Here is a 25612-nt window from a genome sequence, read left to right on the forward strand (position 1 = left end):
AAACAATTCTAGACAGCGAGGTTAGCGGTCGTTAACCTGAAGGAAATGGTTAACGCTCATTAACAGTCGACCACTGGGTGAGGGGTACCGCAGGATGCACGAGGCACCGGAGCTGACGAGCGCGGCCGATCCCGCGTCGGACGCCTGGCGGGCCAACGAGGAGGCGCACCGGGCGCTCGTCGAGGAGCTGCGCGGCAAGCTCGCCGCGGCCCGGCTCGGCGGCGGCGAGAAGGCGCGCGCCCGCCACACCGCGCGCGGCAAGCTGCTGCCCCGCGAGCGCGTGGACACTCTTCTGGACCCCGGGTCGCCGTTCCTGGAGCTGGCCCCCCTGGCCGCCGACGGGCTGTACGACGGACAGGCACCGGCCGCCGGCGTGATCGCCGGTATCGGCCGGGTCAGCGGCCGCGCCTGTGTGATCGTCGCCAACGACGCCACCGTCAAGGGCGGCACCTACTACCCGATGACGGTGAAGAAGCACCTGCGCGCGCAGGAGGTGGCGCTGGAGAACCGGCTGCCCTGCCTCTACCTCGTCGACTCCGGCGGCGCGTTCCTGCCGATGCAGGACGAGGTCTTCCCCGACCGCGAGCACTTCGGGCGGATCTTCTACAACCAGGCGCGGATGTCCGGCGCGGGCATCCCGCAGATCGCGGCCGTGCTCGGCTCCTGCACGGCCGGCGGGGCGTACGTCCCGGCGATGAGCGACGAGGCCGTGATCGTCCGCAACCAGGGGACCATCTTCCTGGGCGGCCCGCCGCTGGTGAAGGCGGCCACCGGCGAGGTCGTCACCGCCGAGGAGCTCGGCGGCGGCGAGGTGCACTCCCGGACCTCCGGTGTCACCGACCACCTCGCCGAGGACGACGCGCACGCGCTGCGGATCGTGCGGAACATCGTCGCCACCCTCCCGGCGCGCGGGGCGCTGCCCTGGGAGGTCACCGAGGCGATCGAGCCGAAGGTCGACCCCGCCGGGCTCTACGGCGCCGTCCCGGTCGACTCGCGCACCCCCTACGACGTGCGGGAGATCATCGCGCGCGTGGTGGACGGCTCCCGCTTCGCCGAGTTCAAGGCCGAGTTCGGGCAGACCCTGGTCACCGGCTTCGCCCGCATCCACGGCCACCCGGTCGGCATCGTCGCGAACAACGGCATCCTGTTCTCGGAGTCCGCCCAGAAGGGCGCCCACTTCATCGAGCTGTGCGACCAGCGCGGGATCCCGCTGCTGTTCCTGCAGAACATCTCCGGCTTCATGGTCGGCCGGGACTACGAGGCGGGCGGCATCGCCAAGCACGGCGCCAAGATGGTCACGGCGGTGGCCTGCACCCGCGTACCGAAGCTGACGGTCGTCGTCGGCGGCTCCTACGGCGCGGGCAACTACTCCATGTGCGGCCGGGCCTACTCGCCCCGCTTCCTGTGGATGTGGCCCAACGCCAAGATCTCCGTCATGGGCGGCGAGCAGGCCGCCTCCGTCCTCGCCACCGTCAAGCGGGACCAGATGGAGGCCCGGGGCGAGCAGTGGCCCGCCGAGGACGAGGACGCCTTCAAGGCGCCGATCCGCGCCCAGTACGAGCACCAGGGCAACGCCTACTACGCCACCGCCCGCCTCTGGGACGACGGCGTGATCGACCCGCTGGAGACCCGTCAGGTGCTGGGCCTGGCACTGACCGCGTGCGCCAACGCCCCGCTGGGTGATCCCCAGTTCGGCGTCTTCCGGATGTGAGGGGGACCTTCCGACCATGTTCGAGACAGTTCTTGTGGCCAACCGCGGCGAGATCGCCGTCCGGGTCATCCGTACGCTGCGCGCCCTGGGCGTGCGGTCGGTGGCCGTCTTCTCCGACGCCGACGCCGACGCCCGGCACGTCCGGGAGGCGGACGCCGCGGTCCGGATCGGCCCGGCTGCGGCCGCCGAAAGCTATCTGTCGGCCGAGCGGCTCCTTGAGGCCGCCGCCCGCACCGGAGCCCAGGCCGTCCACCCCGGGTACGGCTTCCTCGCGGAGAACGCGGGCTTCGCGCGCGCGTGCGCCGAAGCCGGGCTCGTGTTCATCGGGCCTCCGGCCGACGCCATCGCCCTGATGGGCGACAAGATCCGCGCCAAGGAGACGGTCCGGGCGGCCGGGGTGCCGGTGGTGCCCGGCTCCAGCGGCTCGGGCCTGACCGACGCGCAACTGGCCGGGGCCGCCCGTGAGATCGGCATGCCGGTGCTGCTGAAGCCCTCGGCGGGCGGCGGCGGCAAGGGAATGCGGCTGGTGCGCGAGGAGGACCGGCTGGCCGACGAGATCGCGGCGGCCCGCCGCGAGGCCCGCGCCTCGTTCGGCGACGACACCCTGCTCGTCGAGCGCTGGGTCGACACCCCCCGCCACATCGAGATCCAGGTCCTCGCCGACGGCCACGGCAACGTGATCCACCTCGGCGAGCGCGAGTGCTCGCTCCAGCGCCGCCACCAGAAGATCATCGAGGAGGCGCCGAGCGTCCTGCTCGACGAGGAGATCCGCGCCGCGATGGGTGAGGCGGCGGTCCAGGCGGCCCGCTCCTGCGGGTACCGGGGCGCGGGCACGGTGGAGTTCATCGTTCCCGGCGGCGACCCGTCGTCGTACTACTTCATGGAGATGAACACCCGCCTCCAGGTGGAGCACCCGGTCACCGAGCTGGTCACCGGCCTGGACCTGGTGGAGTGGCAGCTGCGGGTGGCCGCGGGCGAGCCGCTGCCGTTCACGCAGGACGACGTCCGGCTGACCGGGCACGCCGTCGAGGCGCGCGTCTGCGCCGAGGACCCCGCGCGCGGGTTCCTGCCCTCCGGCGGCACCGTGCTGAGGCTGCGCGAGCCGCAGGGCGACGGGGTGCGCACCGACTCCGGGCTCAGCGAGGGCACCGAGGTCGGCAGCCTGTACGACCCGATGCTGTCCAAGGTGATCGCGTACGGGCCGGACCGCGCCACCGCGCTGCGGAAGCTGCGGGCCGCCCTGGCGGAGACGGTGACGCTGGGCGTGCAGACCAACGCCGGGTTCCTGCGGCGGCTGCTGGCGCATCCGGCGGTCGTCGCGGGCGAGCTGGACACCGGGCTGGTCGAGCGCGTGGTCGACGAACTGGTCCCGGCGGACGTGCCGGAGGAGGTCTACGAGGCCGCCGCGGCGGTGCGGCTCGACGCCCTGCGCCCGACGGGCGGCGGCTGGAAGGACCCGTTCTCGGTGCCGAGCGGCTGGCGCATGGGCGGGGAGCCGAAGCCGGCCGTCTTCCCGCTGCGGGTGACCGACCCCGTGGAGCACACCCCGCGCGGCACCCACACCGTCACCGGCGACACCGTCTCCGTGACCCTGGACGGCGTCCGCCACACCTTCCACCGCGCCGCCGACTGGCTCGGCCGCGACGGCGACGCCTGGCACGTGCGCGACCACGACCCGGTGGCCGCGTCCCTCAGCCGGGCCGCGCACAGCGGCGCCGACTCGCTCACCGCCCCCATGCCGGGCACGGTGACGGTGGTGAAGGTCGCCGTCGGCGACGAGGTGACCGCGGGCCAGAGCCTGCTCGTGGTGGAGGCGATGAAGATGGAGCACGTCATCTCCGCCCCGCACGCCGGCACCGTCACCGGCCTGGACGTGGCGCCGGGCACCACGGTCGCCATGGACCAGGTGCTGGCCGTGATCGCGCCGCACGAGGAGGAAGGGGCGCAGCCGGCATGAGCGCATCCGAGATCGGCCTGCCCATGGTCGTCCCGGCCCGGAACCTGCCCGAGCGGGTGCGGATCCACGAGGTCGGCCCGCGCGACGGCCTGCAGAACGAGAAGAACGCGGTGCCGACCGAGGTGAAGGCGGAGTTCATCCGCCGTCTCGCCGGGGCCGGTCTGACCACCGTGGAGGCGACCAGTTTCGTGCACCCGAAGTGGGTGCCCCAACTGGCCGACGCGGAGGCGCTGTTCCCGCAGGTCAAGGAGCTGCCGGGGGTGCGGCTGCCGGTCCTGGTGCCGAACGCGCGCGGCCTGGAGAGGGCGCTCGCCCTCGGCGCGGAGCGCATCGCCGTCTTCGCCAGCGCCACCGAGTCCTTCGCCAAGGCCAACCTCAACCGCACGGTCGCGGAGTCCCTCGCGGTCTTCGACCCGGTGGTCGCCCGCGCCAAGGAGGAGGGCGCCCACGTCCGCGGCTATGTCTCCATGTGCTTCGGCGACCCCTGGGAGGGGGCGGTCCCGCTGCACCAGGTGGTGAGTGTGTGCCGGGCGCTGACGGACATGGGCTGCGACGAGCTGAGCCTCGGCGACACCATCGGCGTCGCCACCCCCGGCCATGTGCGGGAGCTGCTCGCCGCGCTGAACGAGGCGGGCGTGCCGACGAGCGTCCTCGGGGTGCACTTCCACGACACCTACGGCCAGGCACTGGCCAACACCTACACGGCGCTGGAGCACGGGGTCACGACGGTCGACGCCTCCGCGGGCGGCCTCGGCGGCTGCCCGTACGCAAGGTCCGCCACCGGCAACCTCGCCACCGAAGACCTCGTGTGGATGCTGCAGGGCCTCGGCATCGACACCGGAGTCGATCTCGGCCGCCTCGTCGCCACGAGCGAGTGGATGGCCGAGCGGCTGGGCCGGCCCAGCCCGTCCCGCACCGTACGAGCCCTCTCCCACAAGGAGCAGTGATCACCGATGGACCACCGTCTCTCCCCCGAGCTGGAAGAACTCCGCCGTACGGTGGAGGCGTTCGCGCACGACGTCGTCGCGCCCAAGATCGGCGACTTCTACGAGCGCCACGAGTTCCCGTACGAGATCGTGCGGGAGATGGGCCGCATGGGCCTGTTCGGGCTGCCGTTCCCCGAGGAGTACGGCGGGATGGGCGGCGACTACCTGGCCCTCGGTATCGCGCTGGAGGAGCTGGCCCGGGTGGACTCCTCGGTGGCGATCACCCTGGAGGCGGGCGTCTCGCTGGGCGCCATGCCGGTCCATCTCTTCGGCACCGAGGAGCAGAAGCGCACGTGGCTGCCGCGCCTGTGCTCCGGTGAGATGCTCGGCGCGTTCGGCCTGACGGAACCGGACGGCGGCTCCGACGCGGGTGCCACCCGGACGACGGCCCGCCTGGACCCGGACACCGACGAATGGGTGATCAACGGCACCAAGTGCTTCATCACCAACTCCGGCACCGACATCACGGGCCTGGTCACGGTCACGGCGGTGACGGGCCGCAAGCCCGACGGGCGGCCGCAGATCTCCGCGATCATCGTCCCCTCCGGCACGCCCGGCTTCACGGTGGCGCCCGCCTACTCGAAGGTCGGGTGGAACGCCTCCGACACCCGGGAGCTGTCCTTCGCCGACGTCCGTGTGCCGGCCGCGAACCTGCTGGGCGAGGAGGGCCGCGGCTACGCGCAGTTCCTGCGGATCCTCGACGAGGGCCGCATCGCCATCGCGGCCCTGGCGACCGGCCTGGCCCAGGGCTGCGTCGACGAGTCGGTGAAGTACGCCAAGGAGCGGCACGCCTTCGGCAGGCCCATCGGCGCCAACCAGGCCGTCCAGTTCAAGATCGCCGACATGGAGATGAAGGCCCACACGGCCCGCCTCGCCTGGCGCGACGCGGCCAGCCGCCTGGTGGCGGGCGAGCCCTTCAAGAAGGAGGCGGCGCTGGCGAAGCTCTACTCCTCGACGATCGCCGTCGACAACGCCCGCGACGCCACCCAGATCCACGGCGGCTACGGCTTCATAAACGAGTACCCGGTCGCCCGTATGTGGCGCGACTCCAAGATCCTGGAGATCGGCGAGGGCACCAGCGAGGTCCAGCGGATGCTCATCGCGCGAGAGCTGGGACTGACCAGCTGACCGGCTGACCTTCTGACGAGCTGACGAACCGACAACCGAACAGCGCACGGGCCGCCGACCGGGCCGGGCGCGGCACCCACCCCCTGGACAGGGAGTGAGGTTAGGCTAACCTAACTTCACTCCTGTCCGGCGGGCGCCCCGCCCCGTTCGAAAGCAGTCGCACCCATGCCCAACTCCCGTGCAACCCACCCCTCCCGCCGCGGCGTCCTCGCCGCGGGCGGCGCCCTCGGCCTCGGCGCCGTCCTAGCGGCCTGCGGCGGCGAGGACGCGAAAAACGGTGGCCCGGGCGACGCGGCGGGGGCCGCCGGGCCCGGCCGCTGGTCCTTCCGGGACGACCGCGGCCGGAGCGCCAAGGCGGACCGGGTGCCGTCCGACATCGTCGCCTTCGTCGGGGTCGCGGCCGCGCTGTACGACTACGGCATCCAGGCCAAGGGCGTCTTCGGCCCGACCAGGACCAAGGACGGCAAGGGCGACGTGCAGGCCGGCGACATGGACGTCAGCAAGGTGACCGTCCTCGGCAACGCGTGGGGCCGATTCAGCATCGAGAAGTACGCGGCCCTCGCCCCCGACCTCCTCGTCTCCACGATGTTCGACGACGCCGGCACCCTCTGGTACGTCCCCGAGGAGTCGAAGAAGAAGATCCTCGCCGTCGGCGCCCCGACCGTGGGCCTCTCCGTCTACGACCGTCAACTCACCGAACCGCTCCGGCGCATGCTCGCCCTCGCCGAGTCGCTCGGCGCCGATGTCACCACGCAGAAGATCAAGCAGGCCCGGAAGCGCTTCGAGGACGCGGCGGCCCGGCTGCGCGCCGCCGCCCGGGCCAACCCCGGCATCAGGGTGCTGGCCGGTTCGGCCGCCCAGGACCTCTTCTACGTCTCCGGCACCGACCTCTCCGTCGACCTCGAGTACTTCAAGGCGCTCGGCGTCACCTTCGTCGAGCCCCCGGAGCGGGCCAAGGCCGAGGGCGGCGGCTGGTACGAGTCGCTGAGCTGGGAGAACGTCGACAAGTACGCGGCGGACATCATCATGATGGACAACCGCACCTCGGCCATCCAGCCCGCGGACATCACCGCGGGCACCTGGAAGAAGCTCCCCGCCGTCAGGGCCGGCCAGGTCATCGCGCGCAATCCCGAGCCGATCCTGTCGTACGACAAGTGCGCGCCCCTGCTCGACGATCTCGCCGCGGCCATCGAGAAGGCCCAGAAGGTCGGCTGACACCCCGGCCCCCACCCCGGACGACGTTCTCAGGAGCCCCGATGACCACCGCCGTAGCCGCCCCGTTCCGTTTCTTCTCCCTCCAGGTCGTGGCGACGAGGCGGCTCGGCCCCTCGCTCGTCCGCGTCACCTTCGCCGGCCCCGACCTGGACGCCTTCCACTCCGGGGGACGCGACCAGTCCCTGTCGCTGTTCCTGCCGCGCCCCGGCACGAGCGAACCCGTCGTCCCGGTCCGCTTCGGGGACGGGTGGTGGCAGGCCTGGCGCGACCTCCCGGACGACGTACGGGCGGTGATGCGCTCGTACACCCTGCGCGCCCTGCGCCGGGACGCGCGCGGCAGCACCGCCGAGATCGACATCGACCTCGTGCTGCACGGGGTCGGGCCGGGCGCCACGGCCCCGGCGGGCCCCGCCTCGCTCTGGGCCTCCCGGGCCGCCCCCGGGGACCGCGTGCTGCTGCTGGGTCCCGCCGTCGCGGACAACCGCGCGATCCGCTTCCGCCCGCCCGAGGACACCGACCTGGTCCTGATGTGGGGCGACGAGACCGCCGTGCCCGCGGCGAGCGCCGTCCTGGAGTCCCTGCCGGCCGGTACCCCGGTGCGTGCCTGGCTGGAGGTGCGGCACGCCGGGGACATCCAGGACGTGCCGACCGAGGCCGACGCCGAGGTGACCTGGCTGGTCCGGGACGCCGCCCGGCCCGCGCACTCCCCCCTGGCCCTCGACGCCGTACGGAACGTCCGGCTGCCCTCCGGGGCGCGCCCGTACGTCTGGCTCGCGGGCGAGTCGGGATGCGTCAGGGAACTGCGCCGGCACTTCGTCGGAGAGCGCGGGATCGACCGGCGGCGCGTCACCTTCGTCGGTTACTGGCGGCACGGCCTGAGCGAGGAGGAGCTGCGCACCCGGGAGTGACGCGGCGGCAGCGATGGCGTGACGCGGTCACCGAGGGGCGGAGTTCCAGGGGGAACTTAGGTTAGGCTAACCTAAGTTGATGCCGGGCTTCGCCCCTCGCCCACGTCCGCACGGACCGTCCCCACCCACCGGAGGACCCCCACATGCGCTCGCACCTGCTCAATGACCTCACCGCGGAGCACTACCGCCGCTCCGTGACCCAAGGAGTAGAGCGGGTGGCCGCCCATCTCGCCGCCACCGACCGTCCGTTCACCGGCATCACCGCCGACGCCCTCGCCCCCCGCATCGACGCCATCGACCTGGACCGGCCGCTGCACGACACCGCGGCGGTCCTCGACGAACTGGAGGAGGTCTATCTGCGGGACGCGGTCCACTTCCACCACCCCCGCTACGTGGCCCACCTCAACTGCCCCGTGGTGATCCCGGCGGTGCTCGGCGAGGCGGTCCTGTCCGCCGTCAACTCCTCCCTCGACACCTGGGACCAGTCGGCCGGTGCCACCCTCATCGAGCGCAAACTGGTCGACTGGACGGCCTCCCGGATCGGCCTCGGCCCCGCCGCCGACGGCGTGTTCACCTCCGGCGGCACCCAGTCCAACCTCCAGGCGCTGCTCCTGGCCCGCGAGGAGGCCAAGCCGGGCCAGGGGGGGCGCGCGGGGGCGGACTCCCTCGCCGGGCTGCGGATCCTCGTCTCCGAGGCGGGTCACTTCAGCGTGCGCAAGGCGGCGAAGCTGCTCGGCCTCGGCCCCGAGGCGGTGGTGTCTCTCCCCGTCGACCGGGACCGCCGGATGCGGACCGTCGCGCTCGCCCACGAACTCGAACGCTGCCGCCGTGAGGGCCTGGTCCCGATGGCCGTGGTCGCCACCGCGGGGACCACCGACTTCGGCTCCATCGACCCGCTGCCGGAGATCGCCGAGCTGTGCGACCGGTACGGCGTGTGGCTGCACGTGGACGCGGCCTACGGCTGCGGTCTGCTGGTGTCCCCCACCCGGCGCCACCTCCTGGCGGGCATCGAGCGCGCCGACTCGGTCACCGTCGACTACCACAAGTCCTTCTTCCAGCCGGTGAGTTCCTCCGCCCTCCTGGTCCGGGACGCGTCCACCCTGCGGCACGCCACCTACCACGCCGAGTACCTCAACCCGCGCCGCACGGTGAGCGAGCGCATCCCCAACCAGGTCGACAAGTCCCTGCAGACCACCCGTCGCTTCGACGCCCTCAAGCTATGGACGACCCTGCGCGTGATGGGCGCCGACGGGATCGGCCGCCTCTTCGACGAGGTGTGCGACCTGGCCGCCGAGGGCTGGGGGATGCTCGCCGCCGACCCCCGCTTCGACGTGGTCGTCGAGCCGGCGCTGTCCACCCTCGTCTTCCGCCACGTCCCGGCGGCCGCCACCGACCCGGCCGAGATCGACCGCGCCAACCTCCACGCCCGCAAGGCCCTGTTCGCCTCCGGTGCGGCGGTCGTCGCGGGCACCAAGGTCGGCGGCCGCCACCACCTGAAGTTCACCCTGCTCAACCCCGAGACCACGACGGCCGACCTCGCCGCCGTCCTCGACCTGATCGCCGGCCACGCCGAGCAGTACCTGGGAGAGTCCCTTGACCGCGCATCCTGAAGGCCCGGGCGCCGCGTACGACTTCGTGGGGATCGGCCTGGGCCCGTTCAACCTCGGCCTCGCCTGCCTCACCGAGCCGATCGCCGAACTGACGGGCGTGTTCCTGGAGTCCAAGCCCGGCTTCGAGTGGCACTCGGGGATGTTCCTCGACGGCGCCCACCTGCAGACCCCGTTTCTGTCGGACCTGGTCACCCTGGCCGACCCCACCTCCCCGTACTCCTTCCTGACCTACCTCAAGGAGCGCGGACGGCTGTACTCGTTCTACATCCGCGAGAACTTCTACCCGCTGCGCGTCGAGTACGACGACTACTGCCGCTGGGCCGCCTCGAAACTGTCCGGCGTGCGCTTCGGCACCACGGTGACCGAGGTGACGTACGACGAGGCGGACGGGCTCTACGCCGTGCGGACGGCGGACGGCGAGACGTACCGGGCCCGCCACCTGGTCCTCGGCACCGGCACCTCGCCGTACCTTCCCGACTCCTGCCGGGGCCTGGGCGGCGACTTCATCCACACCTCGCGCTACGCACGGCACCGGGCGGAGCTCCGGCGCAAGGAGTCGATCACCCTGGTCGGCAGCGGCCAGTCCGCCGCCGAGATCTACCACGACCTGCTCGGCGAGATCGACGTCCACGGCTACCGGCTGAACTGGGTGACCCGCTCCCCGCGCTTCTTCCCGCTCGAATACACCAAGCTCACCCTGGAGATGACCTCCCCGGAGTACATCGACTACTTCCGCCGACTCCCGGAGGCCGTCCGCTACCGCCTCACGGCCGAGCAGAAGGGCCTGTTCAAGGGCATCGACGGGGCCCTGATCGACGCCATCTTCGACCTGCTCTACGAGAAGAACCTCGCCGGCCCCGTCCCGACCCGCCTGCTCACCAACTCCAGCCTGAACGGCGCGCGGCACGACAACGGCACGTACACCCTCACCTTCCGCCAGGAAGAGCAGGGGAAGGACTTCGAGCTGCGCTCCGAGGGCCTGGTCCTGGCCACCGGCTACCGGTACCGGGAGCCGGACTTCCTCGCGCCCGTCCGTGACCGCCTGCGCCGCGACGCCCACGGCAACTTCGACGTGGCCCGCAACTACGCGATCGACGTCACCGGACGCGGCGTCTTCCTGCAGAACGCCGCCGTCCACACCCACAGCGTCACCAGCCCCGACCTCGGCATGGGCGCCTACCGCAACAGCTGCATCATCCGCGAGCTGCTCGGCAGCGAGTACTACCCGGTCGAGAAGACCATCGCCTTCCAGGAGTTCGCCGTATGACCTTCACCATCCGCCCGCTCGACCCGGCGCGGGACGCCGGCCTGCTGCACGGCTGGGTCACGCACCCCAAGGCGGCGTTCTGGAGGATGCGGGACGCGCGACCGGAGGACGTGGAGCGCGTCTATACGGGGATCGCGGCCGACGAGCACCACGACGCGTTCCTCGGGCTGCACGAGGGCGAGCCGGTCTTCCTGATGGAGCGCTACGACCCCGCCCACCGGGAACTGGCCGGACTGTACGCGGCGCGTCCGGGCGACGTCGGGATGCACTTCCTGGTCGCACCGGCCGAAACGCCCGTGCACGGGTTCACCCACGCCGTGATCACCGCGGTGATGCGGCACCTGTTCGAGGATCCGGCGACGCGCCGGGTCGTGGTGGAGCCCGATGTCCGCAACACGGCCGTGCACGCGTTGAACGCGGCCGTCGGGTTCGTGCCGGAGCGCGAGATCGAGACTCCGGAGAAGACGGCGCTGCTGAGCTTCTGCACCCGGGAGCGGTTCGAGAGGGCGGTGGGCGCGTGAACCCCGCCGACGCCGTGGTCCACCTCTCCCCCGAGCGCTGGGACACCGCCAACCGCCTCCTCGTGCGCAAGGCGCTCGCCGAGTTCGCGCACGAGCGGCTGATCGCCCCGGAGCGGGACGGCGGCCACTACACCGTCCACAGCGACGACGGCCGCACCCGGTACCGCTTCACCGCGGTCCGCCGCGCGCTCGACCACTGGCAGGTGGACGCCGGTTCCGTCGCCCGCCACCGCGACGGTACCGAACTCCCCCTCTCGGCGATGGACTTCGTCGTCGAGCTGAAGGACTCCCTGGGCCTGAGCGACGAGATCCTGCCGGTCTACCTGGAGGAGATCTCCTCCACCCTGGCCGGCACCTGCTACAAGCTCGCCAAGCCGCGCGTCACGTCGGCCGAGCTGGCGGCGAGCGGCTTCCAGGACGTCGAGACCGGCATGACCGAGGGCCACCCCTGCTTCGTCGCCAACAACGGGCGGCTCGGCTTCGGGATCGACGAGTACCTGGCGTACGCCCCCGAGACCGCGCGTCCCGTCCGGCTGGTGTGGCTGGCCGCGCACCGCTCCCGGGCGGTGTTCACGGCCGGGGCCGGGATCGCGTACGAGACGTTCGTACGGCAGGAGCTGGGCGCGGAGACGGTCGAGCGCTTCGCCGGCGTCCTGCGCGGCCGGGGACTCGACCCCGCCGACTACCTGCTCATGCCGGTCCACCCCTGGCAGTGGTGGAACAAGCTGTCCGTCACCTTCGCCGCCGAGGTCGCCCGCCGGCACCTGGTGTGCCTCGGCGAGGGCGACGACGCGTACCTGGCCCAGCAGTCCATACGGACCTTCTTCAACACCTCCCAACCGCACCGGCACTACGTCAAGACGGCGCTGTCGGTCCTCAACATGGGCTTCGTGCGGGGACTGTCCGCGGCCTACATGGAGGCCACCCCGGCCGTCAACGACTGGCTGGCCCGGCTGATCGAGGGCGATGCGGTGCTGAAGGCGACGGGCCTGTCGATCATCCGGGAGCGGGCCGCGGTCGGCTACCGGCACCTGGAGTACGAGGCGGCGACGGACCGCCACTCGCCGTACCGGAAGATGCTGGCCGCGCTGTGGCGGGAGAGCCCGGTGCCCTCCCTTCAGGAGGGCGAGTCCCTGGCCACCATGGCCTCGCTGCTGCACGCGGACCACGAGGGCGCGTCCTTCGCCGACGCGCTGATCGCACGTTCCGGGCTGCGGCCGGCCGAGTGGCTCCGCGGCTACCTCCGGGCGTACCTCGTCCCTGTGCTGCACTGCTTCTACGCCTACGACCTGGTCTTCATGCCGCACGGCGAGAACGTGATCCTGGTCCTGGAGGGCGGTGCCGTACGGCGCGCGATCTTCAAGGACATCGCCGAGGAGATCGCGGTGATGGACCCGGACGCCGCGCTGCCGCCCCAGGTGCGGCGGATCCGGGTGGACGTGCCGGAGGACAGGAAGCTGCTGTCGGTCTTCACGGACGTCTTCGACTGCTTCTTCCGCTTCCTCGCCGCAGGCCTCGCCACCGAGGGGGTCCTGCCGGAGGACGACTTCTGGCGCACGGTCGCGGAGGTCGTCCGGGAGTACCAGGACTCGGCGCCCGAACTGGCCGACCGGTTCCGCCGGTACGACCTGTTCGCCCCCGAGTTCGCCCTGTCCTGCCTCAACCGCCTCCAGCTGCGCGACAACCGCCACATGGTCGACCTCACCGACCCGGCCGGCTCCCTCCGGCTGGCGGGCACGCTGCCCAACCCCCTCGCGGGGCGGTAACCCGGACGGGTGAACCCCCTCGCGGGGTGGTGGCCCGGACGGGCGGGTGCCCCGGAGTACGGACCTCCGGGGCACCCGTGCGCGGCCGTGCCCTACCGGGTCACCGGCTGGGCCAGGGCACCTGGGGCGAGCGGTAGTAGCCGATGCCCAGGGCGTCCCAGCGGGGCGCCTGGGCCGCGAGGCGCACCTTGTAGGTCTCCCAGTCGTGCGTGGCCGCGGGCGACCAGCCGAGTTCGGCGGCGCCGGGCAGCCTCGGGAAGGCCATGTAGTCGATGTGGGCGGAGGTCGAGAGGGTCTCCGACCACAGCGGGGCCTCCACGCCCCGGACCGCGGAGGCGGGGGCGCCGGACAGGTAGGCGCCGGGGTCCCAGTCGTAGGACCGCCGCACCTCGACGTAGCCGGCCCAGGCCAGCCCCAGCGGGGTGTCCTTGGTGTACTTCATGTCGAGATAGACCCGGTCGGCAGGGGAGAGGATCAGCCCGGTGCCGTTCCGTGCGGCCTTGGCGACCTGCTCCTTCTCCGCGGCGGCGGTGGAGTCCAGTCCCCAGTACTGGGCGAGCGCGCCCGGGGCCGGGGTCGCGCCGGTGAGCTGGTGCCAGCCGATCACCGTCTTGCCGTACTTCGCGACGACCGGCTGCACCCGGTCCATGAACTTCACGTAGTCGTCGTGGCTGGTGGAGTGCGCCTCGTCGCCGCCGATGTGCAGATAGCGGCCGGGGGTGAGGGCGGCCAGTTCACGGACGACGTCGTCGACGAAGTCGTAGGTGCGGTCCTTGGCCACGCACAGCGAGCTGAAGCCGACCTTGGTGCCGGTGTAGAGCGGGGGCGCGACACCGTCGCAGTTCAGCTCGGCGTAGGAGGCGAGGGCCGCGTTGGTGTGGCCGGGCATGTCGATCTCGGGGACGACCTCCAGGTAGCGGGAGGCCGCGTACCGGACGATCTCCCGGTAGTCGTCCTTGGTGTAGAAACCGCCGGGGCCGCCGCCGACCTGGGTGGAGCCGCCGTAGGTCGCCAGGCGCGGCCAGGAGTCGATGGCGATGCGCCAGCCCTGGTCGTCGCTGAGGTGCAGATGCAGCTTGTTGATCTTGTAGAGGGCCAGCTCGTCGATGTAGCGCTTGACCTGGGCCACGGTGAAGAAGTGGCGGGAGACGTCGAGCATCGCGCCGCGGTAGGCGTAGCGCGGGGCGTCCTCGACGGTGCCGCCCGCGACCAGCCACGGGCCGGGCTGCGCGGACTTCCGCTCGACGGCGGGGGGCAGCAGCTGCCGCAGGGTCTGCACGCCGTGGAACAGGCCGGCCGGCTCCCCGGCGGTGATCGTCACGCCCTGGGGGCCGCTGTCGACGCGGTAGCCCTCGGCGCCGAAGCGGCCGTTCGCCAGGCGCAGCCGGATGCCGCCGCGGCCGTGCGTGGTCAGCGGCAGCGGGTAGCCGGTCGAGGGGCGCAGGACGTCCGCGAGGTAGTCGCCGATCCGGCGGGTGTCCTCGCGCGCGATGTCGATCCGGATGCGGGTGTCGCGGGTGATGCGGTACGGGGACCCGAACGCCTCGGCCGAGGCGGGGGCCGGGACGATCCGGTCCAGCGGTGTCGCGGCGGCCCGCTCCTGCCCGGCGGGGGCCGCGCCGACGGCGAAGACCCCGGCCGCCGCCACGAGCAGCAGCGCACCGAGGACGCGGGTCAACCGGGGGGTGCGGGGAGTCGTGCTGGGGTGCCGTCTCACATGCGCTCCCTTGAACTCGGCTGTTCTCGACTGGTCTCGACAGTTCTCGACTGGAACTCGACTCCGGGGCCGGCGGCCCGGCCGGGTATAGACCACTCTCTCGCAGAAGTGGCAGCGGTGAAACAATCCCCCCATGGCGGAAATCATCCAGAAGGACGGCACGTGGGTGTTCGACGGCGACGCCCTGCGGCTGACCCCGGGACGGGACAAGAACGTCAGCGTGCTCCGTAAGAGTCTGGGTGAACTCGTCGTCCCGCTGGCGGCGTTGGCGGGTGTGTCGTTCGAACAGGGGAGGAAGTCCGGGCGGCTCAGGCTGCGGCTGCGCGACGGCGCCGACCCGCTGCTGCACGCGACCGGCGGACGGCTGACCGAGCCGCACGACCCCTATCAGCTGCTCGTGGAGTCCGACCGCTACGGCGTCGCCGAGTACGTCGTCGACGAGGTCCGCAACGCGCTGCTGCTGGACGAGGTTCCGTCCGATCCGGTGACGGAGTACCTGCTGCCCGGCCCGTCCGTGCCGCTGTCCGCGTCCGCCGGGGACGGCACGGCGAGCTTCGACGGCGAGCGCGTGCGCCTGGAGTGGAACTGGAAGACGGAGGACGCCAAGGCCGCCGCCGGCACCCGGACGCTGGACCTGTCCGACATCACCGCCGTGGAGTGGCTGCCCGCCGCCGGGCTGGAGAACGGCCACCTCCGCTTCACCGTGCGCAACGCGCCCACCAAGGCCCCGCCGAAGTTCGACCCGAACGCGGTGGAGCTGTGGGGCTTCCGGAAGGACCCGCTGATGGCGCTGGTCGCGGCGGCCGTGCAGGCGCGGCTGCCGCACCCCTGCGCGCCCGGGGCGGGGGCCGTACGGGCGCCGGAGCCCGAGGCTCGCCGACCGCTCCCGCCCGCCGCCGAGGACGACCACGACGCGCTGCTGCGGCGGCTGCGGGAGCTGGGCGAGCTGCATCGCACCGGCGTGCTGACGGCCGAGGAGTTCTCCCTGGCCAAGCAGGCGGTGCTCCGGCGCATGTAACGGCACCCCGGAGGGCAGCCGCACCACGGCCGGGCCGCCACCGGACACCACCCGACACCACCGGACGGCCGCGACGAGAGATCCACGACAGTTTGAACGGGATCGTGCCCGAAATCGGGCAGGCTGGTTGCGAAAGCCGCGCCGGTACCCCAGGATCAACCGGGTGCACGACGAACTTGTTGATCATTTGACACGCTCCACGCCTCTGAGCCGGGGCGAGGCGCTGCGGGTGATCCAGGACGTGCTCGCCTACTTCGACGAGACGACCGAGGAATACGTCCGTCGCCGCCACCGCGAGCTCCAGGCCCAGGGCCTGGTGAACGCGACGATCTTCGAACGGATCGCGGCGGACCTGAAATACCGGGCCGTGGCGCCGCCGGAGCTCACCCTCCGGCAGTTGCGGCGCATCGTCTACGGCTGAGTCCAGACTGAGGGATACGTATATATGTGCGGAATCGTCGGATACATCGGGAAGCGTGACGTCGCGCCGCTGCTCCTGGAGGGCCTGCAGCGCCTGGAGTACCGCGGGTACGACTCCGCGGGCATCGTCGTCACCTCGCCCAAGGCGGCCGGCCTGAAGATGGTCAAGGCCCAGGGCCGGGTCCGCGACCTGGAGGCCAAGGTCCCGGCGCGCTTCAAGGGCACCACCGGCATCGCCCACACCCGCTGGGCCACCCACGGCGCCCCCTCCGACGTGAACGCCCACCCGCACATGTCGGCCGACGACAAGGTCGCCGTCGTGCACAACGGCATCATCGACAACGCCGCCGACCTGCGCCGCAAGCTGGAGGCGGACGGCGTCGAGTTCCTCTCCGAGACCGACACCGAGGTCCTGACCCACCTGATCGCCCGCTCCCAGGCCGAGACCCTGGAGGAGAAGGTCCGCCAGGCGCTGCGGGTCGTCGAGGGCACCTACGGCATCGCCGTGATGCACGCCGACTTCTCGGACCGTATCGTCGTGGCCCGCAACGGCTCCCCGGTCGTCCTCGGCATCGGCGAGAAGGAGATGTTCGTCGCCTCGGACATCGCCGCGCTGGTCGCCCACACCCGCCAGATCGTCACGCTCGACGACGGCGAGATGGCCACCCTCAAGGCCGACGACTTCCGTACGTACACCACCGAGGGCACCCGCACGACCGCCGAGCCGACCACCGTCGAGTGGGAGGCCGCCTCGTACGACATGGGCGGCCACGACACGTACATGCACAAGGAGATCCACGAGCAGGCCGACGCCGTGGACCGCGTGCTGCGCGGCCGCATCGACGACCGCTTCTCCACCGTGCACCTCGGCGGCCTGAACCTGGACGCCCGCGAGGCGCGCCAGATCCGCCGCGTGAAGATCCTCGGCTGCGGCACCTCGTACCACGCGGGCATGATCGGCGCCCAGATGATCGAGGAGCTGGCCCGCATCCCCGCGGACGCCGAGCCCGCGTCCGAGTTCCGCTACCGCAACGCGGTCGTGGACCCCGACACGCTGTACGTAGCGGTCTCGCAGTCCGGCGAGACCTACGACGTGCTGGCCGCCGTCCAGGAGCTGAAGCGCAAGGGCGCCCGGGTGCTGGGCGTGGTCAACGTGGTCGGCTCGGCGATCGCCCGCGAGGCGGACGGCGGCATCTACGTGCACGCCGGACCCGAGGTCTGCGTGGTGTCCACCAAGTGCTTCACCAACACCACGGTCGCCTTCGCGCTCCTCGCCCTGCACCTCGGCCGCACCCGGGACCTCTCGGTCCGCGACGGCAAGCGCATCATCGAGGGCCTGCGCCGGCTGCCGGAGCAGATCTCCCAGATCATGAAGCAGGAGGAGGAGATCAAGAAGCTGGCGGAGAGCTACGCCGACGCCCGCTCGATGCTCTTCATCGGCCGGGTGCGGGGTTATCCGGTGGCGCGTGAGGCCTCCCTGAAGCTCAAGGAGGTCTCCTACATCCACGCCGAGGCCTACCCGGCCTCCGAGCTCAAGCACGGCCCGCTGGCGCTGATCGAGCCCGCCCTGCCGACGGTGGCGATCGTGCCGGACGACGACCTGCTGGAGAAGAACCGCGCGGCGCTGGAGGAGATCAAGGCCCGCAGCGGCAAGATCCTCGCGGTCGCGCACCAGGAGCAGGAGAAGGCCGACCAGACGCTCGTCGTGCCGAAGAACGAGGACGAGCTGGACCCCATCCTGATGGGCATTCCGCTGCAGCTCCTCGCCTACCACACGGCGCTGGCGCTGGGCCGGGACATCGACAAGCCGCGCAACCTGGCCAAGTCCGTCACCGTGGAGTGACCGGCGCGGCGGAGCAACTCCGCCGCGAGGTCGCGCAGTAGCGGTCGATCGGACGCAACTCCCGCGCGACCGGTCGGACATGAGCGACCCCCTGGTGCCACCGGCGCAGGGGGTCGCTCCTCACAGGGGCCGGGGTCCGCCCAACTGCCCGGCCCGCGGCTGCCTCAGCCGGTGGCCGTCACCCCCCGGCCGGCAGCGCGTCGCGGAAGTGCCGTGGGCCAGTGGGTGAGGGCCGCGGTCGCCGCGTACCAGGAGACCGCGCCGGCCGCGACGGCGAACCAGCCGCCGGCCTTCGCCAGGCTGCCGCTGTCGGCGAACTCCGCCACGGCGAGCAGGAGCAGGGAGACGAGGAACAGTCCGTAGGTGCCCTGGCCGAGGAGGTCGCCGCCGGCGAGGGTGAGGGTGAGGGTCACGAGGGCGAACAGCAGCAGGAAGACTCCCGCGCCGTTGCCGGAGGCCGGGCCGCCGGCCGAGAGGGCCCAGGTGAACCACAGGGCGCCGAGCGCGGTGAACGCCGTACCGCTCGCGGTGTCGTGGTCGCGCAGGGCGAGCAGGCCGGTGAGGAACAGGGCCACCCCGCCCACATAGTGAGCGAGTGTCACGGCATCGGCCGCAGTGACGCCGTCGATGACCCTGGTGTGTCCGAGGCCGAAGGCCAACAGGGTGATACCCAGGGCGAGTCGGCCGGCGATCGTGGTGGTGCTTCCCGCGGAGACGTCGTTGTCCACGGCGGGCTCCCTTCATGCGTGCGCAGGTGCGTGACCGGTATATGCCCTTCACAAGGGCACAAACACCTTCGCGCGAGGGGAGATTCAGCGGTGGGGAAAGGAGTGGCACCGTGCACGGGCGCCTGTGCGCGGGTGCCTACGGGATGACGACGACCGGCCGCCGCGCGCGCTTGGCGAGCCGGCCGGCCACGGAGCCGAAGAGGCGTCCGACCAGGCCGTGCGTGGAGCCGACGACGATGGCGTCCGCCTCGTACTCCTTGCCGACCTCCTCCAGTTCGTGGCAGATGTCGCCGCCGCGCTCGACCAGGATCCAGGGCACCTCGGTGAGGTACTCCGCGCAGGCGAGTTCGAGGCCGAGGACCTCGGTGCGGTGGTCCGGCACGTCCACGAAGACGGGAGGCTCGCACCCCGCCCACACCGTGGTGGGCAGCCGGTTGGCGACATGGACGATGATCAGCCCGGCCCGGGAGCGGTGCGCCATGCCGATCGCGTAGGCGAGGGCGCGCTCACTGGAGGTGGAACCGTCGAAGCCGACGACGACGCCGTGCTGGAAGGCGGGATCGCACGCGGCGCGCGGCTCTTCGGCCGCCAGGGGATCGGCCGCCGTGGGATCGGCGACCGGACGCTTGCGGTCCGCGGGTTCGAAGAATTCGTGACCGGCCATGGCTGTCTCGGCGATGTGATCCTTTATGAGGGACTTCGGTCTGCGGCGGAGCTGTGTCCGGGAATGGTCTTCCCGTCCCCATACCCCCAAGGGTACGGCGGCACGCCTCCTTGGCCCAGTTGCCGCGCGCTCCCCCGACTTCTCGGGGCCACAGGGGGACCCCCGTGGTCGCGGCTCCCCGGAGCATGCACGAGTGACGCCCGGATGGCAATGGTCGCTGTCCGGTACAGGCGGTTCGTACGGCGTTCACCCAACGCGACCGGAGGGTGACGCGTTCCGCACAGTGACCGACAGTTCGAACATGCGTTGAACCCGGTGAACCACCGCCGTAGGGAGCACCTTTCGTGTCCGGACCCCGCACCGTCCCCGAGCGCCGCCCGTCGCCGCCCCGCGCGACCGACACCGCGAGCGACGTGGTGCGCTGGGCGGCGTTCAGCTGCGTCCTCGTCCCCGTGGTCCTGCTCTGGTACGGCACCTCGCTGGCCGGCGCGACCGGCACCGCGTTCGGCCTGGCGGCCGTCACCACCGCCTGCCGCGTGCTGCTGCGCCAGTCGGAGCGCGGGGCGGCCCGGCTGCTCGCCGAGGAGCGGGCCCCGCATCGCGGCCGCCGGCACCGGACGGGCACCGGAGCCCACCGAGGCGGGCGTCACACCGGCGGATCCACACCGGTCGGCTGACCGGTTTCCGCGCTCCCGCCCGTATCTTTTCAGCCAACTTCTTGCGATGGCGCATCACTGCCCCCAGGTGCCCCCCAACCCCCGTTCCACCTGCACCGAAAGGGTCCGAAGGGCCCCGCGCACCCTATGTGGATTGGCCACCGTCACAAGGCGCACTTCCCTGCGCGCTCCCCGAGTGCAACGCTTCGTGATCGAATGCTTTACGCCAAGTTGCCATGTCGACAATCTGCCGGGTGCTGAACCGGCCACGTCGGCACGGCGGGACCCAGTAGATTCGATCTTGACTGTCTTACGGCGGGGGACTCGTGCAAAACCGAGGGGAAACGTGCAGGAGCGACACAACCGAGGAGCCGCGACCACCGAGGGGGGCTTAGCAGTATGAGCCACGACTCCACTGCCGCGCCGGAAGCCGCGGCCCGGAAACTCTCCGGGCGACGTCGCAAGGAGATCGTCGCGGTGCTGCTGTTCAGCGGCGGCCATCTTCGAGAGTTCCATACCGCTTTCGGTGTTCGGGATTGACCGCCAGGACGCCGGAGTGCCGCGCTACCGCCTGCTGGTGTGCGGTGGCGAGGAAGGCCCGCTGCGGACCACAGGGGGCCTGGAACTCACCGCGCCACATGGCCTGGAGGCGATCTCACGCGCGGGCACGGTCGTCGTGCCGGCCTGGCGCTCGATCACCTCTCCGCCACCGGAGGAGGCGCTCGACGCACTGCGCCGGGCACACGAGGAGGGCGCCCGCATCGTCGGGCTGTGCACGGGCGCCTTCGTACTGGCCGCGGCGGGCCTGCTCGACGCGCGCCCGGCGACCACGCACTGGATGTACGCGCCGACGCTGGCCAAGCGCTATCCGTCGGTGCACGTCGATCCGCGAGAGCTGTTCGTCGACGACGGCGACGTGCTCACCTCCGCCGGCACGGCGGCCGGGATCGACCTGTGCCTGCACATCGTGCGGACGGACCACGGCAACGAGGCGGCGGGCGCGCTCGCCCGGCGCCTCGTGGTCCCCCCGCGCCGCAGCGGCGGGCAGGAGCGCTATCTCGACAGGTCTTTACCGGAGGAGATCGGCGCCGACCCGCTCGCCGAGGTCGTCGCCTGGGCACTGGAGCACCTCCACGAGCAGTTCGACGTGGAGACGCTCGCGGCACGGGCGTACATGAGCCGGCGTACGTTCGACCGCCGCTTCCGCTCCCTCACCGGGAGCGCGCCGCTGCAGTGGCTGATCACCCAGCGGGTGCTGCAGGCGCAGCGCCTGCTGGAGACGTCGGACTACTCGGTGGACGAGGTCGCGGGGCGCTGCGGCTTCCGTTCGCCGGTGGCGCTGCGCGGGCACTTCCGGCGGCAGCTGGGCTCGTCCCCGGCCGCCTACCGGGCGGCCTACCGGGCGCGCCGCCCCCAGGGTGAGCGGCCCATGGACGGCGACGGTCCGACGGGACCGGCGAACCCCGCCGGACCCGCGGGGACCGGCGGCTCGACGGCTCCGTCCGGCCCGCTCGGGCTGCCGGGTCCGTCCGCCCCGGCGCCGTCCCTCCACCCGGAGGGGCCGGGACCGCTGCCGCACCACGGCCGCCGCACGCCGGCACCGCTGGCGAGCCTGCCGGGGCAGCGCAGCGGAAGCTGACGGGACCGGGTGGGCGGGGGGCCCTCGCCCACCCGCCCGGCTCGACCGGCGTAGAAGCCGCTCGCGGGGACCTTTCGGGCGGCCCCCGGAACGAGGTCGCCGCACGGTCGGCTCAGCCCGCCCCGGCGCGCCGTAAGGTTAGACACATGAACGATCGCATGGTGTGGATCGACTGCGAGATGACCGGCCTCTCGCTGTCCGACGACGCGCTCATCGAGGTGGCCGCCCTCGTCACCGACTCCGAGCTGAACGTGCTCGGCGAGGGAGTCGACATCGTCATCCGCCCGCCGGACGCGGCGCTGGAGACGATGCCGGAGGTGGTGCGTCAGATGCACACCGCGTCCGGTCTGCTCGACGAGCTGGCCGGCGGCACGACGCTGAAGGACGCCGAGGAGCAGGTCCTGGCCTATGTGCGGGAGCACGTGAAGGAACCGGGCAGGGCCCCGCTGTGCGGCAACTCGGTCGGCACCGACCGCGGCTTCCTGCTGCGCGACATGCCGACGCTGGAGGACTATCTGCACTACCGGATCGTCGACGTCTCCTCGATCAAGGAGCTGGCCCGGCGCTGGTACCCCCGGGCGTACTTCAACAGCCCGGAGAAGAACGGCAACCACCGCGCCCTCGCCGACATCCGCGAGTCCATCGCGGAGTTGCGCTACTACCGCGAGGCCGTCTTCGTTCCGCAGCCCGGCCCGGACTCCGACACCGCCAAGACGATCGCCGCGAAGCACGTCCTGCCCGCACGGTAAGGGCGCCGGGGACACGTGGCGGGGCACCGGAGAAAGCCGTGCGCGAGCACCCCTCCGGACCCTGTACACTTTTTCTCGTCCGGTCGGGAAGCCACCAAGCGAACCGCCGGTCATGGTGGGTGTAGCTCAGTTGGTAGAGCACCTGGTTGTGGTCCAGGTGGCCGCGGGTTCAAGTCCCGTCACTCACCCTGGTGATCAGCCGGTGACTCCGGAAACGGAGTCACCGGCTGATTCTTTTGTGCCCACGGTCCATTGGCCCATGGCCCACACCTCGCGCCCCACGGCCGGCGGGCCGGGCGACCGGGCGGGACCGGCCGCCGCGACCGCTACGACCGCCACAGCCGCCGCGACCGCTACGACGACGTACGCGTCACCAGCTCCGTCGGCAGCACCGCGTGCCGCCGCTCCAGCCCCCGGGACACCGCCGGGCGACGGTCCGCGATCTCCGTCAGCAGCAGGTCGATCATCGCGCGGCCCATCTCCTCGATCGGCTGGCGGACGCTGGTGAGCGGCGGGTCCAGGTGACGGGCGATGGCCGAGTCGTCGTAGCCGACCAGGGCCACGTCCTCCGGAATGCGGCGGCCCGCCTCGCGCAGCACCTGGCGGGCGCCGGCCGCCGTCACGTCCGAGGCAGCGAAGACCGCGTCCAGGCCGGGGCGCCGCTCCAGCAGCCGGGTCATCGCGCGGCGGCCGCCCTCCTCGGTGAAGTCGCCCGGCTCGACGAGGAGTTCGTCCACCTCCTGGCCGGCGTCGCGCAGCGCGTCCCGGTAGCCGTCGACACGGCGCTGGGCACCGTAGACGTCCATGCGGCCGGTGATGTGCGCGATGGTGCGGCGGCCACGGGCCAGCAGGTGTTCCACCGCCGAGCGGGCGCCGCCGTAGTTGTCGGAGTCGACCGAGGTGAGCGTCTCCCCCGCGGAGCGCGGGCCGCTGATCACCGCCGGGATCTCCAGCTGGGCCAGGAGGTCGGGCAGCGGGTCGTCGGCGTGCACCGACACCAGCAGCACGCCGTCGACGCGGTGCGCCGCCAGGTACTGCGCAAGCCGCCTGCGCTCCCGGTCGCTGCCCGCGAAGATCAGCAACAGCTGCATCTCCGTGTCCGACAGCTCGGAGCCGACGCCCCGCAGCATGTCGGAGAAGTACGGCTCGGCGAAGAATCGGGTCTCCGGCTCGGGGACGACGAGGGCGATCGCGTCCGTTCGGTTGGCGGCCAGGGCGCGCGCCGCCGTGTTGGGGACGTAGCCGAGTTCGGCGACCGCGGCCTCGACCGCGGCGCGGGTCGCGTCGCTGACCCTGGGCGAGCCGTTGATCACCCGGGAGACGGTGCCGCGTCCCACGCCCGCCCGTGCGGCGACCTCTTCGAGCGTCGGCCGCCCACCGCTCCGGCTCCGCGCTCCGTGGCTTGCCATGGGCCCCGCCTCTCCGCCGTCGTCATCACGCTGAGCTGGAATCTAACAGCCGCACCAGGGAGAGTGGCCGTCCGCGAGGGGCGCCACCGCGGGCCGCGCCCCGGCCCGCACCGGCTCGCCCCCGCACCTCGGACCGGGGGCGACGGGGCCCAGTTAACAGGCCGATAACTGGAGCCATCTCCGCTTGCCGACTCCCTTGACACCCCCGCCCGAACCCGCGACCCTTCAACACATCATTCGTGGGAGCGCTCCCACGGTACCTGGCACATACACAACCCGCACGTTCCCCGCCCGAGCCGCAGCGAGAACACAGGGGCCCAGCAGATGCAGTTGGCCGGGGGGTCGGCACGTCAGGGCAACAGGAGGACGCAATGCGAGCACGTACCCGTACCGCCACGAGGGCGGTGGCCCTGGCGGCAGTCGCGACGCTGGGCGCCGGGCTGCTGGCCGGCTGTGCCGACGACGGCAAGAACTCGTCCGGCTCGTCGGACGGTGGCAGCTCGAACGGCAAGACCACGATCACCCTGGGCCTCTTCGGCACCATGGGCTTCAAGGAGGCCGGCCTCTACACCGAGTACGAGAAGCTCCACCCCAACATCAAGATCCAGGAGAACGTCACCGAGCGGAACGAGAACTACTATCCGGCGCTCGTCAACCACCTCACCACCAACAGCGGCCTGATGGACGTCCAGGCCGTCGAGGTCGGCAACATCGCCGAGGTGGTGAACACACAGGCGGCCAAGCTCGAGGACCTCTCCAAGGTGTCCGGCGTGAACAAGAGCAACTGGCTCGACTGGAAGTGGCAGCAGGCCACCACCAAGGACGGCCAGACCATAGGCCTCGGCACCGACATCGGCCCGATGGCGATCTGCTACCGCAAGGACCTCTTCCAGAAGGCCGGCCTGCCCTCGGACCGCGAGGCGGTGGGCAAGCTGTGGGCGGGCGACTGGAGCAAGCTGGTCGGCGTCGGTGAGCGGTACAAGAAGAAGGCGCCCGGCGGCACCGTCTTCATGGACTCCCCCGGCGGTCTGCTCAGCGCCATCCTGAGCAGTGAGGAGACGAAGTTCTACGACTCCTCCGGCAAGGTCGTCTACAAGACGAACCCGGCCGTCAAGGCCGACTTCGACCTGGCCGCGAAGGCTGCCCAGGAGGGCCTGGTCCAGCCGCAGACCCAGTTCCAGCCGGCCTGGGACCAGACCATCGCGAACAGCAAGTTCGCCGCGATCTCCTGCCCCCCGTGGATGCTGGGCTACCTCAAGGCCAAGTCGGGCAAGGACGCGGTCGGCAAGTGGGACGTGGCCGCCGCGCCGAAGGCCGGCAACTGGGGCGGCAGCTTCCTGACCGTGCCCAAGAGCGGCAAGCACGTGAAGGAGGCCGAGGAGCTCATCGCCTGGCTGACCGCGCCGAAGCAGCAGGCCAAGCTCTTCGCCGTACAGGGCAGCTTCCCCAGCGCCCCCGCCGTCTACGACATGCCCGCGGTGCAGAACGCGAAGAACGCCATGACAGGGGACAGCCCGATCGGTCAGATCTTCGCCGAGGCCGCCAAGTCCATCCCGCTCCAGCCGATCGGCCCGAAGGACCAGATCATCGGCGCCGGCCTGGGCGACAACGGCGTCATCCTCGTCACGAAGGGCAAGTCGCCCCAGGATGCCTGGAAGACGGCCACCAAGACGATCGACAACAACCTGGAGAAGTGACCG

20 protein-coding genes, 1 tRNA gene and 1 pseudogene are annotated in these 25612 nt (G+C 71.7%); 18 read left to right on the top strand and 4 right to left on the bottom strand.

The window, feature by feature from the left end:
- Window positions 1-94: 94 nt before the first annotated feature.
- The 10 genes from ACF1A5_RS24215 (at window position 95) to ACF1A5_RS24260 (ending at window position 13069) form a co-directional block, all read left to right on the top strand.
- Window positions 95-1711 (top strand): carboxyl transferase domain-containing protein, encoded by a 1617-nt coding sequence (locus ACF1A5_RS24215; protein ID WP_392194957.1) that lies wholly within the window; start codon window positions 95-97, stop codon window positions 1709-1711.
- Window positions 1712-1727: 16 nt separating this feature from the next.
- A complete protein-coding gene (locus ACF1A5_RS24220; RefSeq protein ID WP_392194958.1) occupies window positions 1728-3668 on the top strand; it encodes an acetyl-CoA carboxylase biotin carboxylase subunit in 1941 nt (646 codons plus the stop codon).
- Window positions 3665-4615: a hydroxymethylglutaryl-CoA lyase gene (locus tag ACF1A5_RS24225; protein ID WP_392194959.1), complete on the top strand. Its 951-nt coding sequence runs from the start codon at window positions 3665-3667 to the stop codon at window positions 4613-4615. The genes ACF1A5_RS24220 and ACF1A5_RS24225 overlap by 4 nt, the downstream gene beginning before the upstream one ends.
- Window positions 4616-4621: 6 nt before the next feature.
- On the top strand, window positions 4622-5782 hold the full coding sequence (locus ACF1A5_RS24230) for an acyl-CoA dehydrogenase family protein (RefSeq protein WP_392194960.1): 1161 nt from the start codon (window positions 4622-4624) through the stop codon (window positions 5780-5782).
- Window positions 5783-5947: 165 nt separating this feature from the next.
- On the top strand, window positions 5948-6997 hold the full coding sequence (locus ACF1A5_RS24235) for an ABC transporter substrate-binding protein (protein ID WP_392194961.1): 1050 nt from the start codon (window positions 5948-5950) through the stop codon (window positions 6995-6997).
- A 41-nt stretch (window positions 6998-7038) separates the two neighbouring features.
- Window positions 7039-7905 (top strand): siderophore-interacting protein, encoded by an 867-nt coding sequence (locus ACF1A5_RS24240; protein ID WP_392194962.1) that lies wholly within the window; start codon window positions 7039-7041, stop codon window positions 7903-7905.
- Window positions 7906-8048: 143 nt separating this feature from the next.
- On the top strand, window positions 8049-9515 hold the full coding sequence (locus ACF1A5_RS24245; protein ID WP_392194963.1) for a pyridoxal phosphate-dependent decarboxylase family protein: 1467 nt from the start codon (window positions 8049-8051) through the stop codon (window positions 9513-9515).
- A complete protein-coding gene (locus ACF1A5_RS24250; protein ID WP_392194964.1) occupies window positions 9499-10782 on the top strand; it encodes a lysine N(6)-hydroxylase/L-ornithine N(5)-oxygenase family protein in 1284 nt (427 codons plus the stop codon). Before ACF1A5_RS24245 ends, ACF1A5_RS24250 begins: the two co-directional genes overlap by 17 nt.
- On the top strand, window positions 10779-11303 hold the full coding sequence (locus ACF1A5_RS24255) for a GNAT family N-acetyltransferase (RefSeq protein ID WP_392194965.1): 525 nt from the start codon (window positions 10779-10781) through the stop codon (window positions 11301-11303). The genes ACF1A5_RS24250 and ACF1A5_RS24255 overlap by 4 nt, the downstream gene beginning before the upstream one ends.
- The gene (locus tag ACF1A5_RS24260) at window positions 11300-13069 is read left to right on the top strand and encodes an IucA/IucC family protein (protein WP_392194966.1); all 1770 of its coding nucleotides are present in this window, start codon (window positions 11300-11302) and stop codon (window positions 13067-13069) included. The genes ACF1A5_RS24255 and ACF1A5_RS24260 overlap by 4 nt, the downstream gene beginning before the upstream one ends.
- Window positions 13070-13169: 100 nt before the next feature.
- Here the strand turns inward: ACF1A5_RS24260 and ACF1A5_RS24265 are convergent, their stop codons facing one another.
- Window positions 13170-14786, bottom strand: a complete 1617-nt coding sequence (locus ACF1A5_RS24265) for a beta-N-acetylhexosaminidase (RefSeq protein ID WP_392194967.1) — start codon at window positions 14784-14786, stop codon at window positions 13170-13172.
- A gap of 133 nt (window positions 14787-14919) precedes the next feature.
- Here ACF1A5_RS24265 and ACF1A5_RS24270 point away from each other — a divergent pair, with 133 nt between their 5' ends.
- From ACF1A5_RS24270 to glmS, 3 genes are all read left to right on the top strand, one after another.
- Window positions 14920-15804, top strand: coding sequence for a DUF4429 domain-containing protein (locus ACF1A5_RS24270; protein ID WP_392194968.1), 885 nt, complete (start codon window positions 14920-14922; stop codon window positions 15802-15804).
- 163 nt (window positions 15805-15967) lie between these two features.
- On the top strand, window positions 15968-16225 hold the full coding sequence (locus tag ACF1A5_RS24275) for a hypothetical protein (protein WP_392194969.1): 258 nt from the start codon (window positions 15968-15970) through the stop codon (window positions 16223-16225).
- 24 nt (window positions 16226-16249) lie between these two features.
- The gene (gene glmS / locus ACF1A5_RS24280) at window positions 16250-18067 is read left to right on the top strand and encodes a glutamine--fructose-6-phosphate transaminase (isomerizing) (RefSeq protein ID WP_392194970.1); all 1818 of its coding nucleotides are present in this window, start codon (window positions 16250-16252) and stop codon (window positions 18065-18067) included.
- A 164-nt stretch (window positions 18068-18231) separates the two neighbouring features.
- Here the strand turns inward: glmS and ACF1A5_RS24285 are convergent, their stop codons facing one another.
- Window positions 18232-18795: a GPR1/FUN34/YaaH family transporter gene (locus ACF1A5_RS24285; protein ID WP_392194971.1), complete on the bottom strand. Its 564-nt coding sequence runs from the start codon at window positions 18793-18795 to the stop codon at window positions 18232-18234.
- A 136-nt stretch (window positions 18796-18931) separates the two neighbouring features.
- Window positions 18932-19459, bottom strand: coding sequence for a universal stress protein (locus ACF1A5_RS24290; protein ID WP_392194972.1), 528 nt, complete (start codon window positions 19457-19459; stop codon window positions 18932-18934).
- Window positions 19460-19803: 344 nt separating this feature from the next.
- Between ACF1A5_RS24290 and ACF1A5_RS24295 the strand changes: the two genes are divergently transcribed.
- The 4 genes and pseudogenes from ACF1A5_RS24295 (at window position 19804) to ACF1A5_RS24310 (ending at window position 22691) form a co-directional block, all read left to right on the top strand.
- Window positions 19804-20136 (top strand): hypothetical protein, encoded by a 333-nt coding sequence (locus tag ACF1A5_RS24295; protein ID WP_392194973.1) that lies wholly within the window; start codon window positions 19804-19806, stop codon window positions 20134-20136.
- Between the two features lie 378 nt (window positions 20137-20514).
- Window positions 20515-21754 (top strand): annotated as a pseudogene (locus ACF1A5_RS24300) (helix-turn-helix domain-containing protein).
- A 146-nt stretch (window positions 21755-21900) separates the two neighbouring features.
- A complete protein-coding gene (orn, locus tag ACF1A5_RS24305; RefSeq protein WP_392194974.1) occupies window positions 21901-22503 on the top strand; it encodes an oligoribonuclease in 603 nt (200 codons plus the stop codon).
- A 115-nt stretch (window positions 22504-22618) separates the two neighbouring features.
- A tRNA-His gene (locus ACF1A5_RS24310) sits at window positions 22619-22691 on the top strand.
- Between the two features lie 165 nt (window positions 22692-22856).
- Here the strand turns inward: ACF1A5_RS24310 and ACF1A5_RS24315 are convergent.
- Window positions 22857-23912, bottom strand: coding sequence for a LacI family DNA-binding transcriptional regulator (locus ACF1A5_RS24315; RefSeq protein ID WP_392194975.1), 1056 nt, complete (start codon window positions 23910-23912; stop codon window positions 22857-22859).
- Window positions 23913-24283: 371 nt separating this feature from the next.
- Between ACF1A5_RS24315 and ACF1A5_RS24320 the strand changes: the two genes are divergently transcribed.
- Window positions 24284-25609, top strand: a complete 1326-nt coding sequence (locus tag ACF1A5_RS24320) for an extracellular solute-binding protein (RefSeq protein WP_392194976.1) — start codon at window positions 24284-24286, stop codon at window positions 25607-25609.
- Window positions 25610-25612: the final 3 nt, after the last annotated feature.

The sequence above is a fragment of the Streptomyces sp. NPDC014864 genome, from assembly GCF_043081525.1.
Lineage (GTDB): Bacteria > Actinomycetota > Actinomycetes > Streptomycetales > Streptomycetaceae > Streptomyces.